At 74.5% G+C, this 14,946-nt stretch carries 12 protein-coding genes and 1 pseudogene; 7 read left to right on the top strand and 6 right to left on the bottom strand.

Going from position 1 to position 14,946, the window contains the following annotated elements; all coding sequences use genetic code 11:
• The first annotated feature begins 39 nt into the window (after positions 1-39).
• From eccCa to MCBG_RS21505, 4 genes and pseudogenes are all read left to right on the top strand, one after another.
• Positions 40-3,978, top strand: a pseudogene (gene eccCa, locus MCBG_RS21520) (type VII secretion protein EccCa).
• A gap of 109 nt (positions 3,979-4,087) precedes the next feature.
• On the top strand, positions 4,088-5,389 hold the full coding sequence (gene mycP, locus MCBG_RS21515) for a type VII secretion-associated serine protease mycosin (protein ID WP_051611572.1): 1,302 nt from the start codon (positions 4,088-4,090) through the stop codon (positions 5,387-5,389).
• Between the two features lie 47 nt (positions 5,390-5,436).
• On the top strand, positions 5,437-6,231 hold the full coding sequence (locus MCBG_RS21510; protein ID WP_043327878.1) for a phosphatase PAP2 family protein: 795 nt from the start codon (positions 5,437-5,439) through the stop codon (positions 6,229-6,231).
• Between the two features lie 30 nt (positions 6,232-6,261).
• Positions 6,262-6,987 (top strand): phosphatase PAP2 family protein, encoded by a 726-nt coding sequence (locus MCBG_RS21505; RefSeq protein ID WP_043327877.1) that lies wholly within the window; start codon positions 6,262-6,264, stop codon positions 6,985-6,987.
• Positions 6,988-7,002: 15 nt separating this feature from the next.
• On the opposite strand, the gene MCBG_RS21500 is transcribed toward MCBG_RS21505, so the two are convergent.
• The 6 genes from MCBG_RS21500 to MCBG_RS21475 form a co-directional block, all read right to left on the bottom strand.
• Positions 7,003-8,181, bottom strand: a complete 1,179-nt coding sequence (locus tag MCBG_RS21500) for a MarP family serine protease (protein ID WP_043327876.1) — start codon at positions 8,179-8,181, stop codon at positions 7,003-7,005.
• 76 nt (positions 8,182-8,257) lie between these two features.
• Positions 8,258-8,950 (bottom strand): NUDIX hydrolase, encoded by a 693-nt coding sequence (locus MCBG_RS21495; protein ID WP_043327875.1) that lies wholly within the window; start codon positions 8,948-8,950, stop codon positions 8,258-8,260.
• A complete protein-coding gene (locus tag MCBG_RS21490) occupies positions 8,947-9,549 on the bottom strand; it encodes a TlpA family protein disulfide reductase (RefSeq protein ID WP_043327874.1) in 603 nt (200 codons plus the stop codon). Before MCBG_RS21490 ends, MCBG_RS21495 begins: the two co-directional genes overlap by 4 nt.
• Positions 9,549-10,328 carry an endonuclease III gene (gene nth / locus MCBG_RS21485; RefSeq protein ID WP_043327873.1) on the bottom strand — a complete coding sequence of 260 codons (780 nt, stop codon included), beginning with the start codon at positions 10,326-10,328 and terminating at the stop codon, positions 9,549-9,551. Before nth ends, MCBG_RS21490 begins: the two co-directional genes overlap by 1 nt.
• A gap of 59 nt (positions 10,329-10,387) precedes the next feature.
• Complete coding sequence (locus tag MCBG_RS21480) at positions 10,388-11,629, bottom strand: CapA family protein (protein WP_223201290.1); 1,242 nt, start codon at positions 11,627-11,629, stop codon at positions 10,388-10,390.
• A gap of 85 nt (positions 11,630-11,714) precedes the next feature.
• Complete coding sequence (locus MCBG_RS21475) at positions 11,715-12,392, bottom strand: adenosylcobinamide amidohydrolase (RefSeq protein ID WP_043330858.1); 678 nt, start codon at positions 12,390-12,392, stop codon at positions 11,715-11,717.
• A 219-nt stretch (positions 12,393-12,611) separates the two neighbouring features.
• Between MCBG_RS21475 and MCBG_RS21470 the strand changes: the two genes are divergently transcribed.
• From MCBG_RS21470 to MCBG_RS21460, 3 genes are all read left to right on the top strand, one after another.
• Positions 12,612-13,289, top strand: coding sequence for a Crp/Fnr family transcriptional regulator (locus MCBG_RS21470; RefSeq protein WP_007466162.1), 678 nt, complete (start codon positions 12,612-12,614; stop codon positions 13,287-13,289).
• Positions 13,290-13,450: 161 nt separating this feature from the next.
• Positions 13,451-14,194: a metallophosphoesterase family protein gene (locus tag MCBG_RS21465; protein WP_043327871.1), complete on the top strand. Its 744-nt coding sequence runs from the start codon at positions 13,451-13,453 to the stop codon at positions 14,192-14,194.
• 105 nt (positions 14,195-14,299) lie between these two features.
• Positions 14,300-14,920 (top strand): TetR/AcrR family transcriptional regulator, encoded by a 621-nt coding sequence (locus MCBG_RS21460; protein WP_043327870.1) that lies wholly within the window; start codon positions 14,300-14,302, stop codon positions 14,918-14,920.
• Positions 14,921-14,946 lie beyond the last annotated feature (26 nt).

The following is a 14,946-nucleotide window of genomic DNA, read 5'->3' as shown; positions in this document are numbered from 1 at the left end:
CAGGCTCGGGTTACCCAGAGCCACTTCCGGGGAGGGTGAGTGTCCACTGTCGTCATCAAGCGGCCGCCACGCCGCCCGGCGCCGGAGATTCCGGTCGGCGAGCTGCCGGTCGAGGCGCCGCCGGAGATCCCGGTGGCTGCCGGCGGGCGCTGGCAGCAGGCGCTGATGGTGCTGCCGATGCTCGGCGGGACGGTGGCCATGGCGATGATGTTCGGCCGGGGCGGCGGGGCCTACTCGTACGTGGTGGGCGGCATGTTCGGCCTCTCCTCGCTGGCGATGCTGGTGACCACCTGGGGCAGCGCCGGGCCGAAGAAGTCCGAGCTGATGGCCGCCCGCCGGGAGTACCTGCGGCACCTGGCCACGCTGCGCCGCCGCGTACGGGAGACCGCCGGCGCGCAGCGGGCCGGCCTGTCCTACCGCCATCCCGATCCGGGGCGACTCTGGTCGACTGTCGACAGCCACCGGGTCTGGGAACGGCGGCCCGGCGACGGGGACTTCGCCGTGGTCCGGGTCGGTGTCGGGCCGCAGACGCTGGCCACCCCGCTGGTCCCGCCGGTCACCCGCCCGCTGGAGGAGCTGGAGCCGATGACGGCCGGGGCGCTGCGGCGCTTCCTGGACGCGTACTCGGTGGTGCCGGACCTGCCGGTGGCGCTGTCGCTGCGCAGTTTCGCCCGGGTCTTCGTGCGCGGGCCGGCCGGCCCGGTACGCGGCACCGGATCGCCCGCCGCGCAGGCGCTGGCCCGGGCGGTGCTCACCCAGCTCGCCGTCTTCCACGCGCCGGACGAGCTGCTGATCGCGGTCTGCTCCGGGCCGGAACGCCGGGCCGCCTGGGAGTGGGTCAAGTGGCTGCCGCACGCCCACCACCCGAGCCGTACCGACGCGCTCGGCCCGGTGCGGCTGGTCACCAGTTCCGCCGCCGACCTGGAACGGCTGCTGCACGACGTGCTCGGCGCCCGGTCGCGGTTCAGTCCGCACGGCGTGGCCACGGACGGGCCGCACGTCGTGGTGGTGCTCGACGGCGGCGACCTGACCGGGGCCACCGACCTGGCCGGCGACGGCGGCATCGACGCGGTCACCGTGCTCGACCTGGACACTCCGCCGCCCCGGCTGCTCGACCGGTACGCCCTCCTGCTCGACCTGGTCGACGGCCGGCTGCACTCGCACTCCGCCGAGGGGCACGCCGAGGTGGGCGCCGCCGACGCGCTGGCGACCGCCGACGCCGAGGCGGTGGCCCGGCGGCTCGCGCCGCTGCGGCTCGCCGGCACGGTACGCGGGCCGGACGCGCCGCCCGGCGCCGAACCCGGCCTGCCCGAGCTGCTCGGGCTCGGTGACCCGGACGGCTTCACCGCAGAGCAGGGCTGGGCGCCCCGGGCCGCGCGGGACCGGCTGCGGGTGCCGATCGGGGTGGGCGCGGACGGCGGCGCGATCGACCTCGACCTGAAGGAGTCGGCGCAGGACGGCATGGGCCCGCACGGCCTGCTGATCGGCGCGACCGGCTCCGGCAAGTCGGAGCTGCTGCGCACGCTCGTGCTCGGGCTGGCCGCCACGCACAGCTCGGAGCAGCTCAACTTCGTGCTCGTCGACTTCAAGGGCGGCGCCACGTTCGCGCCGTTCGAGCGGCTGCCGCACACCGCCGCCGTGATCACCAACCTGGCCGACGCGCTGCCACTGGTGGACCGGATGGTGGACGCGATAAACGGTGAGCTGATGCGCCGGCAGGAACTGCTGCGCCGGGCGGGCAACTTCGCGAGCGTGCGCGACTACGAGCGCGCCCGGGCGGCCGGCTCGCCGCTGGCGCCGCTGCCGTCACTGCTGCTGATCTGCGACGAGTTCTCCGAGCTGCTGTCCGCCAAGCCCGACTTCATCGACCTGTTCGTGCAGATCGGCCGCCTGGGCCGGTCGCTCGGGGTGCACCTGCTGCTGGCCAGCCAGCGGCTGGAGGAGGGGCGGTTGCGCGGGCTGGACACGCACCTGTCGTACCGGATCGGGTTGCGGACGTTCTCGGCGCTGGAGTCGCGGACGGTGCTGGGCGTGCCGGACGCGCACGAACTGCCGCGCAGCCCGGGGCACGGCTACCTGCGTTCCGGCACCGACCCGCTGGTGCGGTTCAAGGCCGCGTACGTCTCCGGCGCGGTCCACCGGCGCGGCGGGGCCGGCGGGCGCGCCCGACCCGGTGAGTCGCGGGTGCTCGCCTTCTCCACCCATTGGTGCCGGTGCCCGAGCCGGCCACGCCCGCCGCTCTCCCCGCCGAGGACGACAGCGGGCGAGACGCTGCTGGACCTGCTGGTGGACCGGCTGTCCGGGCAGGGCCCGCCGGCGCACCAGGTGTGGCTGCCGCCGCTGGACGCCTCGCCCGCCCTGGACGAGCTGCTCGGCCCGGTCGGCGCCGACCCGGCACGCGGGCTCACGGTGGCGAATCCGGAGCTGCACGGGGCGCTGCAGGTGCCGGTGGCGGTGGTGGACAAGCCGTTCGAGCAGCGGCGTGACCTGCTCTGGCTGGCGCTGGACGGCGCGGCCGGGCACGTCGCGGTGGTCGGCACCACCCGCAGCGGCCGGTCCAGCCTGCTGCGCACCCTGGTCTGCGCGCTGGCGCTCACCCACACCCCGGCCGAGGTGCAGGTCTACTGCCTCGACTTCGGCAGCGGCACGCTGGGCACGTTGCGCGACCTGCCACACGTGGGCGGTGTCACCGGGCGCTCCGACGGCACCGCGGTGCGCCGTACCGTCGGCGAGGTCGCCGGCCTGCTCGCGGAGCGGGAGCGGCGCTTCGCCGAGGCGGGCGTGGAGTCGATGGCCGCGTGGCGACAGCGCCGGGCGGCGGGCGCGACCGACGCCTTCGGCGACGTGTTCCTGGTGGTGGACGGCTGGAACACCCTGCGCGGCGAGTACGAGGACCTGGAACCGCTGGTCACCGAACTGGCCACTCGCGGCCTGGCGTACGGGGTGCACGTGGTGGCGACCGCGCTGCGCTGGTCGGACTTCCGCCCGGCGATCCGCGACCTGTTCGGCTCCCGGCTGGAGCTGCGCCTGGGCGACCCGGCCGACTCGGTGGTGGTCAAGCGGGCGCTGGCGGCGACGGTGCCGGAGGAGCGGCCGGGGCGGGGCATCACCGCCGGCGGGTTGCACTTCCTCACCGCCGTGCCCCGGGTCGACGCGCTCGGCGGCGAGACCGCCGACCTGGTGAAGGCGGTCGCCGGGGCGTGGACCGGTCCGCCCGCGCCCCGGGTGCGGCTGCTGCCGCCGGTGCTGCCCTACGCCGAGCTGGACCAGAGCGCGACAACCGGGCTGGCGTTCCCGATCGGCGTGGCGGAGGCGGACCTCGCCCCGGTGGTGCTGGACTTCGCCACCGAGCCGAACTTCATGGTCTTCGGCGACGCCGAGTGCGGCAAGTCGTCGTTCCTGCGCGCGCTCGCCACGTCGATCGTCAACCGGTTCACCCCGGAGCAGGCCCGGGTGATGCTCGTGGACTACCGCCGCAGCCTGATGGGCGTGATCGACACTCCACACCTGATCGGGTACGGCACGGCGGCGCCGCACACCGCCGAGCTGATCGAGTCGGCCGCCGGCTACCTCGCGGGGCGGCAGCCGGGGCCGGAGGTGACCCCGGCTCAACTGCGCAGCCGGTCCTGGTGGCAGGGGCCGGAGCTGTTCGTGCTGGTGGACGACTACGACCTGGTGGCCGGCGGCCCGACGAACCCGCTGCGCGCGCTGGAGGAGCACCTGCCGCACGCCCGGGACGTCGGGCTGCATCTGGTGCTGGCGCGGCGGACCGGCGGGGCGGGACGGACCGCGTACGAGCCGATCGTGCAGCGACTGCGGGAGTTGTCCACGGCCGGGCTGGTGATGTCGGGCGGCCCGGAGGAGGGCGCGCTCGTCGGTCAGGTGAAGGCCGGGCCGCTGCCGCCGGGCCGGGCCCGTCTGGTCACCCGTCGTGAGGGGGTGCGCCTGGTGCAGTTGGCGCATCTTCCGCCCGGGTGATCCGAAGTGCCGAGTTGGCCCGTGACGGCCGGGACAACCGGTAATCTCCGAGCGGCATGTGTCTGACGCGACGGAACGGCTGGGGAATGTGACCAGGGATCGGCAGGGCCTGCCCGGTGGGCCGCCCCGGCGCGTCGCCCGGCGCGCGTTGCTGGCCGTCGCGTCACAGCTGGTCGTCGTCGCCGGTCCGCTGACGCCGCCGGCACAGGCCGGCGGCGTCAGCGGACCGGTCGCCGCCTCTCAGCGGCAGTTGGCGGCTCCCGACCGGGTGCTCCGCGGCGACCACGTCCGCGACGAGCAGTGGCAGTTGGAGAAGCTGCGGGCGAAGACCGCCTGGCGCACCTCGACCGGGCGCGGCGTGGTGGTCGCGGTGATCGATTCCGGTGTGGACGGATCGCATCCCGACCTGGCCGGCCAGGTCCTGCCCGGCCTCGACCTGGTGACTCCGGACGGTTCGGACGGGCCTGATCCGGTGGGGCACGGCACCACCGTGGCCGGGCTGATCGCCGGGCGGGCCGACGACGACCGGGGCGTGGTGGGGCTGGCGCCGGACGCCAAGATCCTCCCGGTCCGGGTGCTCGACGCCGAGAACCGCTACGACGACGCGCTCATCATCGCCAAGGCGGTGCGCTGGGCGGTGGACAACGGCGCCGGAGTGGTCAACCTGTCGCTGGGCGGCAGCAGCGACAGCGCGGCCCTGGCCGCAGCGCTCGACTACGCCTTCGCCCGGGACGTGGTGGTGGTCGCCTGCACCGGCAACCTGGCCACCTCGACGACCACCAAGGTCTGGTATCCGGCCCGGGAGCCCGGCGTGCTGGCCGTCGCCGGGCTGGAACGCTCCGGCGAGAACCTCTGGTCCGGCTCGATCACCGGCCACGAGACGGTCCTCAGCGCACCCGCCACCGCGCTCTACGGCGCGCGGCCGGAGGGGGGCTACTGGCGGGTGCAGGGGACGAGCTTCGCCGCGCCGCTGGTGGCCGCGACCGCCGCGCTGGTCCGCTCGCGGTACCCGAAGATGTCCGCCGGGGACGTGGTCAACCGGCTGATCAGCACGGCCCGGGACCTCGGCCCGACCGGACGCGACGACCGGTTCGGCTACGGCCTGGTGGACCCGGTGGCGGCGCTCACCGCCGACGTGCCGTCGGTGGGTCACAACCCGCTGGACGACAACGACTCTCCCGGCGTGGTGGGCTTCGGGCCGGCTCCGGAGGACGGACGCGACACCCGGGCCGCGGCGGCGGGCCGCGGCGGCGACCCGCTGGGGCGTAGGCCGGAGGGCTGGTCGGCGCTGCCGGCGGGGCAGACCGTCGTGGGCGCCCCGGAGCGGCTCTGGAGCGGCCTGGCGCTGTTCGTGGCGCTGATCACCGGCAGCGCGCTGATGGTGCGCCGGTTCCGGCAGATCCGCCGCTGACCGACGCGGTGGTCTGACCGCGCCCGTTCCTGGGTAGGGAAGCCCCCATGGACACCACCGGGGCGACTGTCACGCGCCGCCGGTCGTGGCGGAGCCGCCGCCTCGACCGGGACCACTCACTGGGTCTGCGGCTCTCCCTGGCCACCGCCGCCGCGTTCCTGGTGCTGATCCCGTTCGCCCTGCTCGCGCTGCTGGTGCTCGGCGCCTGGTCGCCGCTGCTCCGGCTGGACGCTTCGATCACCGACGCGTTCCACGGGTACGCGCAGGACCATCCCGCCTGGGTCGCGGTGATGACGGTCTGGACGCACGTCTTCGGGCCCGGCCCGCTGCGGGTGGCCGCGGCAGTGGTGGCGGTGTGGCTGTTCCGGCGCGGCGCGTCCCGGCTCGCGGCCTGGGTGGTCGTCACCATGATCGCCGGTGGGCTGCTCGGCGCGCTGCTCAAGCTCCTGGTCGGGCGGGACCGGCCGGACCTGCTCGAACCGGTGGCCCGGGCGGCCGGTTACTCGTTCCCGTCCGGTCACGCGCTCAACGCGGCGCTGGCGGCCGCGGTGCTGTTGCTGGTGTTCCTGCCGTTCGCCCGGGACAGCCGCGCCGGCCGGATCATGCTGTGGGCAGCCGCGCTGCTGGTGACTGTGGTGACCGGGCTCAGCCGGATCGCGCTGGGCGTGCACTGGACCAGCGACGTGGTGGGTGGCTGGGTGCTCGGGGCGGCGGTGGTGGCCGCGACCTCGGCCGCGTTCGCCACCTGGCGCAGCGGATCCGGGCGACCGTCCGCCCGTCCGCTCCGCGAGGGCGTCGAGCCGGAGCTGGCAGATCAGCGGCCGGAGGACGGCCGGGCGTAGCCGGAGCCACCACGGGGTACAGGCGAGCCCATGTCCGATGTCGTGATCCGAGTCACCCGGCGTGTCCTGCTGCCGCTGGCCCTGCTCTTCGCGCTGATGGTGGGTCTGGGCCTGCTGGTGACCCGGGTGCTGGCGCGTACCTGGCCGTTCACCGTGGAGGACACGGTCAACCGGGAGCTGGCCGGCGATCGCACGCCGGGCTGGAACGACGTCTCGCTGGTGTTCAGCACGCTCGCCAGCACCCAGATGATCGTCGTGGTCACGGTGCTGGCGGCGCTGGTGCTGCGGCTGGTGCTGCACCGCTGGCGGGAGCCGCTGTTCCTCTGCGCGGCGGTGACCGCGCAGGCACTGATCTTCCTGTTCACCACGATGGTGATCGACCGGAACCGTCCGGCCGTCGAGCACATGGACGCCTCCCCGCCGACTTCGAGCTTCCCGTCCGGGCACACGTCGGCGGCCACCGCGCTCTACGTGGGTCTCGCGGTGCTGCTGGCGCTGCGGGCGCGCAGCACCCCCGTGAAGGTGGGCTGGTGGGCGCTGCTGGTGCTGGTGCCGGTGGGCGTGGCGCTCACCCGGATGTACCGGGGCATGCATCACCCCAGCGACGTGGTCGCCTCGTTCCTCAACGGCGGCGCCTGCGTGGCGATCATGGCGCGGGCGGTGCTCGACCGCACGCTCACCTGGGGTCGCGCCCGGCTGCCGCTGTCCCGCTCCGGCGACGAGGCGACACCGGCGGGAGCGCCGGCGGGCGGCTGAGCGCCGCCGGCCGGCTCAGGTGCACTCGCCGGTGGCCACTCCCCGGGTACGCTCCGCGCCCGCCAGCGCCACCGGCCGCGCCTCGGCCGCTGTCACCGCGAAACCGGTGTTCGGGTCGTCCGCCGCCGCCGCGAAGATCACGCCGAGCACCAGCCCGTTCGAGGAGACCAGCGGGCCACCGGAGTTGCCGCTGCGGACCAGCGCCCGGATCGTGTAGATCTCCCGGGTGACGTCCCCGGCCGAGTAGATGTCCGGACCGGTGATCCGGTCGACGTCCCGGATCCGGGCCGGGCGGGCGTCGTACGGGCCGTCGAGCGGGAAGCCGAGCACGATCGCGTCCGCGCCGGTGGCGGCCTGACCGGCGGCGAAGCGCAGCGACGGGCCGGGCAGCCCGGGAACGTAGAGCACGGCGAGGTCCCGGTCCGGGTCGTAGACGACGACCTCGCCGTCGTACCGCTCGCCGCGCAGCTCCACCGCCACTGAGCGGGTGCCGGCGACCACGTGCGCGTTCGTCATCACCCGGTCGTCGGCGTACACGAAGCCGGAGCCCTCGATGCGGCGCGAGCAGCTCGGCGCGGAGCCCAGCACCTTCACCACCGACCGCCTGCTGTTCTGCACCACCTGCGAGTTGGCCAGCGCCGGGTCGGGCGGGGCGACCTGCCGGGCCCGGGTCGGCGCGAGATCGCCGAACACGTCCGGGAAGCCGTTGGTGTCGACGGTGTCACGCAGCGCGGTGGACAGGTCCTGCGCCTTGTCCGGCAGCACCTGGTCGACGACGGTGAGCAGCGCGCTGTTACGGACCGAGGAGGCCAGCCACGGCACCGAGGAGGAGCCGAGCGGCACGGCGACCAGCCAGGCCACCAGCATGACCGCGATGACCGAGATGAACGCGCCACCGACGTCGTCGACCTTCCGCCCGGCCGGCCCGGTGATGGCCGCCCGCAGGTTGGAGCCGAGCCAGCCGGCCAGCGCCTGCCCAAGCACCGCGAGCCCGAAGATCGCCACCAGGGAGACCAGCACGCGGGTGCCGCTCGCCGTGAACTGCTGGGCGATCAGCGGCCCGACCTGGAGGCCGAGCAGCGCGCCCAGGAAGAAGCCGGAGAACGACAGGGCCCCGATGACGAAACCCTGACGGTATCCGCTGATCGCGAACACGAGCATGAGCAGGAGAAGGACGAGATCCACGGCGGACACGCCCCAAGGGTACGGGCACCGGGCCCGTGCTCGGCTCAGCGCTCGCGGAACGTGACCCGAGGATGCGTACCGGTGATCAACGCACGGGTGTCTCGTCGGCCGGTTCGGTGCCCGCCGACGGCGCGGGTGTGGCGTCGACCGGCGGCAGCTCCACCACCCGTGAGCGCGGCCAGGGCCGGGACCAGCCGCCCATCTCCAGCAACCGGTCGATCACGCCGGCGGTGAAGCCCCAGACCAGCATGCCGCGCACCGAGAACGCCGGGCCGGTCCAGCCGCTCGGATGACGGACCCGCATCCGGTTCTCCGGGTCGACCAGCTCGGTGACCGGCAGCCGGGCCACGTGCGCGACCTCGGCCGGCTCGCGCGGGTGCACCGGGTGCGGGTCGTGCCACCAGGCGAGCACCGGCGTGACCACGAAGTCGCTGACCGGGATCCAGAGCCGGGGAAGCTCGGCCAGCACGGTGACGCTGCCGGGGTCGAGCCCGACCTCCTCGTTCGCCTCGCGCAGCGCGGTGGCGCGGGCGTCGGCGTCCTCCGGGTCGGCGGCGCCGCCGGGAAACGCCGGCTGACCGGCGTGGTTGCGCAGCGTCGCGGCGCGCTGGAGGACCAGCACGTCCGGCCCGGCGCCGGGCTCCTCACCGAGCAGCACCAGCACGGCGCTCTCCCGGCCGCCGCGCTCCGGCGTGACGATGCGGGTGAAGTCTTCCGCGCGCGCGGTGCCGAGCCGGCCCAGCAGCGGGTCGAACCACCCCGGCGGCCGTCGGGTCATACCTTCACCCCGAGGTGGCGCTGGAGCAGCGCGGCGAGGCGGGCGTCGTCGAGCGCGCCGGTGGCGTCGGTGTGCCGGATCCGCCCGTCGGCGTCGACGAGCACCGTGAGCGGGAACGCGTTGCGTTCCAGCGCGCGCTGGAACGCGTCGCCCTGGTCGAGCAGCATCGGGAAGCCGACGCCGTAGTCCTCGCCGATGGACTGTGCGCCGCCGCGGCTGTCCCGGCTGTTCACGCCGATGACCTGGAACCGGCCGTCGGCCCGCTCGCTGAGCCGCTGGAACGCGGGCAGCTCCTTGCGGCACGGCGGGCACCAGGACGCCCACACGTTGATCACCGCCGGGCCCTTGACGTCGCGCAGGTTCACCGGCGCGCCGCCGGTGAAGCAGTTGAGCGTCAGGTCGGGGAGCTGGTCCCCGGCCTTACCGGCGGGCGTCGGAGCCGCGGCGGCGGGCACGACGGTCAGCGGAGCACAGTCGGCGAACGGCGAGGGGCGCTCGGCCCGGGTCGCCGGCGCCGGACGTTCCGGCTCGTCGGCCGTGGCGGTGCAGCCCGCCACCGCGAGCAGCAGCGGGACGAGCAGGTACGCGAGACGGCGCATCACGGCACGTCCGCCGCGGCGGCCTGCTGCGGCACCAGGTCGGGGTCGAGGCCGACGGCCTCCGCCAGGTCACGGGCCCGGGGGCCCTTGAGCAGCTTGGCCGCAGCGGCCGGCTCGGTCGGCCCGGTGCCGTACGCGGGACACAGCTTCGCCAGCGTGCACGCGCCGCAGGCAGGCTTGCGGGCGTGGCAGACCCGGCGGCCGTGGAAGATCACCCGGTGCGACAGCATCGTCCAGTCGCGCTTCGGGTAGAGCGCGCCGATCGCGTGCTCGATCTTCACCGGGTCGGTCTCGGTGGTGAGCGCCCACCGCTGCACGAGCCGCTGGAAGTGCGTGTCGACGGTGATGCCGGGGACGCCGAAGGCGTTGCCGAGGATGACGTTGGCGGTCTTGCGGCCGATCCCCGGCAGCGTGACCAGGTCGTCGAGCCGGCCGGGCACCTCGCCGTCGTACCGCTCGCAGAGCGCGCGCCCGAGGTTGATCAGGGAGCTGGTCTTGTTGCGGTAGAACCCGGTGGGCCGGATCAGCTCCTCCAGCTCGGCGCGGTCCGCCCCGGCGTAGTCGGCCGCGGTGCGGTAGCGGGCGAACAGCTTCGGCGTGACCTCGTTGACCTTCTTGTCGGTGCACTGGGCGGACAGGATCGTCGCGACTGCCAGCTCCAGCGCGTTGGAGTGGTCGAGTTCACAGTGCGCGTCGGGGTGCGTCTCGGTCAGCACGCGGCCGATGCGCCGGGCGCGGCGCGTACGGCCGAGGTCGGTCTCGGGGGAGCGCGTGGTCACGTCGGCCAGCCTACGTCGCGGGGCCGACGCTCCGGCGGCTCGGCGCGGTGGTCGTGCGCTCAGCCACCCGCGGGCGCGGTGATCCTCCCGGTCGCGTCGAGCTTCGCCCCGGTGTCCGGGAAGTCGGCCCCGTTCAGCTCGCGGACCAGCCCGAGGCCACGGTTCTGCCGGTCGACCGACGGGCGTCCCACTCCGTTCATCACGGTGGAGGTGAACGTGCCGCCGACGAACTTCCCCTCGGCGGTGAGCGACACCTTGAGCACGCCGCCCCAGCCGAGTCGCCCGGAGCTGTTCAGCGACTTCCCGCCGCCGGCGAAGTTGCCCAGGCTGTACGCGATCAGCCGCCCCTTGTAGAACTCCATCCCGCGAAGCACGTGCGGACCATGGCCGATGACCAGGTCGGCCCCGGCGTCGATGACCGTGCGGGAGAAGCGGATCGGGTCGCCACGGTTCTCGCCGAAGAACATCTCGGTGCCCGGCTTCACCCGGGTCTTGTCCGACCCCTCGGCGCCCATGTGCACCTGCACCACGACGATCTGGGCCGCCTCCTTGGCCATCTCGATCACCTGCTTGGCGGCGTTCAGGTCGACCAGGCTGTTGGACCAGGGGTACGACGAGAAGCCCACCACGGCGACCTTGACGCCCTTGACGTCCACCACGGTGATCTCACCGGGCGCGCCGGTGTGCTTGAGCCCGTGCGCCTCCAGCGCCGACTGGGTGTTCTCGTAGCCCTGGCGGCCGTAGTCGTAGCCGTGGTTGTTGGCCTGGTTGAGCAGCTGGAACCCGGCCGAGCGCAGGTGCGCGGCGTAGCCGGGCGGCGCCCGGAACTGGTAGCAGTTCTTCGGCTGCGGGCCGCACTTGCCGGCGCCGGTGTCGTCGGTGAGCGGCTCCTCCAGGTTGCCCATCACCAGGTCACCCTTGAGCGCCGACTTCACGTCGTCGAAGAAGCCCTTGCCACCGTTGGGCGGCAGCCGGTCCGGGGCGTTGCCCATGATCACGTCGCCGGTCGCGGTGAGCGAGATCGACGGCTCGTCGGGGGCGTTCGGCGCCGCGGGCTGGTCACCGGTGGCGGGTCCGGCCGCGCCGGTCGACCCGCCGCCCTGACCGGCCTGCCACCTCGCGTCGCCGCCCGATCCGCCGGCGTCACCGGCGCAGCCGGTGGCGAACAGGACGGCGGCGAGCGCGGCGAGCGCGGCCAGACGGGTCCGGACCGCGCCTCGACGAGGTCCGGGGAGGGCTGGGCGCGGCGCGGCGACGGCGGCGCGGCGGGCACGGGGCACAGAACGGGCGGGAGCGTACATCGTCGGCGACGCTACCGTCCCCGGAACGCCGCGACGAGGGCCGATCGGTCGGAAAACCCGGCGTGTCGCATGTGAGGGGCGCACGTCAGCCCGCCCGCCGGTCGGACCAGGGCACCACGGTTCCGGCGCCGCCCGAGCGGACGGCGGCGTGCACGGCCCGGGCCAGTGGCGCGCCCCAGGCCGACCGGGGCCCGCCGTACGGGGCCGGATCGCCGTCGGCCGGGCAGAGCACAGTCACCGCGTCGGTGGGGGTGCCGGTGGCAGGCAGTCCGAGTTCCCAGATCGCCTGCGCCTTCGCCTCGGTGGCGGTGGCCACCGCGTTGACGAGTGCCGCGTCGCCGAGCCGCTGCGGCACGTACGCGACGATGTTGACCGTGCCGACGCGCTGCGCGGGCTCGGGCACGGCGGGCCGCGCCGGCTCGGGCGCGGCGGCCCAGACCGGCGTGCCCAGGCCGACGGTCGCCCAGACCCGGACGCCGCCGTCGGCGCGGCTGACCACCTCGGTCACGTCCACGCCGGTCAGCAGCCCGACGCCGGGTCCGCCCAGGCCGAGGCCGTGCGCCAGTTCGGCCAGGTGCGCGGCGGGGTCGTCCCGGTCGTACGACATCGGCACCGTCGCGTTCAGCACCCACCCGCGGACGCCGATCCCGCCGCCCAGCGGAGCGGAGCCGACCGCCAGCAGCGGCGTCTCGGGCCGCCAGACCAGCAGGGGGATGTCCCACCCGGCTTCGGACCGGGTGGTCAGGAACGGCTCACACAGCACGCCGGTCACCCTACGATCACAGGAGGGAACGGGTGGCGCCGGCCCGGACCGGAAGCGGGATCTTAGCTGCTCACCGGGTCGGGCGGGTTACGCCCAACGATCAAGATTCCAGGGGTGCACCTCTGATTCCTACTCATGTGCGCCTAGACTGGCGGCGCGCGAGGGATCAGCGGACGGCGGACCCGGCCGACGGACGGCACGCGCAGGCGGAGGTGCGCGATGGACGAGGTACTGGCCCGCAGCGGGATCTTCCAGGGTGTCGACCCGGAGGCTGCCGAGGCGCTCGCCAAGGAGATGGAGACGATCGAGGTCCGCAAGGGCGAAATCGTCTTCAACGAGGGCGAACCCGGCGACAGTCTCTACATCCTCCTGTCCGGCAAGATCAAGGTGGGTCGCCGCGCGGCGGACGGCCGGCAGAACCTGATCGCCGTGATGGGCCCGTCGGACATGGTCGGTGAGCTGTCGCTCTTCGACCCCGGTCCGCGTACGGCGACCGCCACCGCGGTCACCGACACCCGGCTCGTACGCCTGCGCAAGCAGGCCCTGCGGCCGTGGCTGAACAACCGGCCCGAGATCGCCGAGCAGTTGCTGCGGGTGCTGGCCCGCCGGCTGCGCCGGACCAACGACTCGCTCGCCGACCTGATCTTCACGGACGTGCCGGGTCGGGTCGCCAAGAACCTGCTCCAGATGGCCGGCCGCTTCGGCACCCGCGACGGCGGCGTGCTGCGCGTGACGCACGACCTCACCCAGGAGGAGATCGCCCAGCTCGTCGGCGCCTCCCGGGAGACCGTCAACAAGGCGCTCGCCGACTTCGCCTCGCGCGGCTGGCTGCGACTGGACGGCAAGAGCATCATCATCCTCGACCCGGAGCGCCTGGCCCGCCGCGCGCGGGTCTGACCTCCGTACCGGCTTCTCCGGCCCGGCCCGCCATCGCGCGGAGCCGGGCCGGTGCCGTCTTGAGCGCATCGGGCCGGTGCCGCGTCTGAGCGGGCCGGTGCCGTCTCTGCCCGCCGCAGAATCGCTTGGTCCTGCCGGGCCGGTGTCGCCAGGCTGGGGCGATGCCCGATCGTGTCGCCGTCCTCTCCGACATCCACGGTGTGCTGCCCGCGCTGGAAGCAGTGCTGGCCGAGCCGGACGTGGCCGCCGCCGACCTGATCGTCCTCACCGGTGACCTGGCGGCCGGCCCGCAACCGGTCGAGGTGCTGGACCGGCTGGCCGCGCTCGGCGACCGGGCCTGCTGGGTCGGCGGGAACGCCGACCGGGAGCTGGTGCAGGCGCGTGCCGGGGCGGCGTCCCCGATCGAGGTGTCGAACTGGGCCGCGGGGCAGCTCCGCGACGACCAGGTGGCCCGGCTGGCCGCGCTGCCGCCGTCCGTCACGCTGCCGGTCACCGGTCTGGGCGACGTGCTGTTCTGCCACGCCACCCCGCGCGACGACGAGGAGGTCGTGCTCGTCGACTCGCGGCTGGACCGCTGGGCCGAGGTCTTCGCCGGCCTGCCGCCCGAGGTCGGCACCGTGGTCTGCGGGCACACGCACATGCCGTTCACCCGGCTGGCCGACCGCCGCCTGGTGGTGAACCCGGGCAGCGTCGGCATGCCGTACGGGGGCGCGGGCGCCTGGTGGGCGCTGCTCGGTCCGGGCGTGCAACTGCGCCGTACGCGCTTCGACGTGGACGCCGCCTGCGCCCGGATCGCCACCGAGTCCGCCTTTCCGGACGCGGCGGCCTGGGCCGACGAGTACGTCCGCTCCCGCCACTCCGACGCCGACGCGCTCACCGTCTTCGCTCCGCGCGACGGCCGCTGAGGCGTTAAAAAGGGGCCCTTCCGCTACCGCAGGCGTTAACAAGGGCCCCCTCCTTTCAAAAAAGTCAGGCTTGACTGTTTGTTTTGGGGGCGGCAGGCTGATGGCGTGTCCACCGCACCGAGCCGAGTTCCGCAGCAGGAGCGCAGCCGCGCCACCCAGGCCCGGCTGCTGGAGGCGACAGTCGACTGCCTGGTGGAGCACGGCTGGTCCGGCACCACCACGACAGTGGTGGCGGCCCGCGCCGGGGTCTCCCGGGGCGCCCAGCTGCACCACTACCCCACCAAGGCCGCGCTGGTCACCGCCGCCGTCGCGCACCTGACCGAGCGCCGGGCGGCCGAGCTGCGCGCCGAGGCGGCGGCCCTGCCGGTCGGCCCGCAGCGGCTCGACGGCGTGGTCGACCTGCTCGCCGCCTCCTTCACCGGCCCGCTGTTCGCGGCCGCGCTGGAGCTGTGGGTGGCCGCGCGTACCGACGCCGAGCTGCGCGCCGCGCTGGTGCCGCTGGAGGCGCGGATCGGCCGCGAGATGCACCGGCTCACCGTCGAGCTGCTCGGCGTGGACGAGCGCAAGCCGGGCGTACGCGAGTCGGTGCAGGCCACGCTCGACCTGCTCCGCGGCCTCGGCGTGGCCAACCTGCTCAGCGACGACTCGCCCCGCCGCGCCGCCCTGCTGCACACCTGGAAACGCCAGCTCGCCGCGCTGCTCACCCCCGAGAGCGAGCGGCACTGATCCCCTGACCCACCCCCGTCCGGAGG

This window comes from Micromonospora sp. M42 (assembly GCF_000568915.1).
GTDB classification, from domain to species: domain Bacteria; phylum Actinomycetota; class Actinomycetes; order Mycobacteriales; family Micromonosporaceae; genus Micromonospora; species Micromonospora chalcea.
Note: the sequence above shows the minus strand (reverse complement) of the source record. Positions and strands in the feature narration are given on the sequence as shown.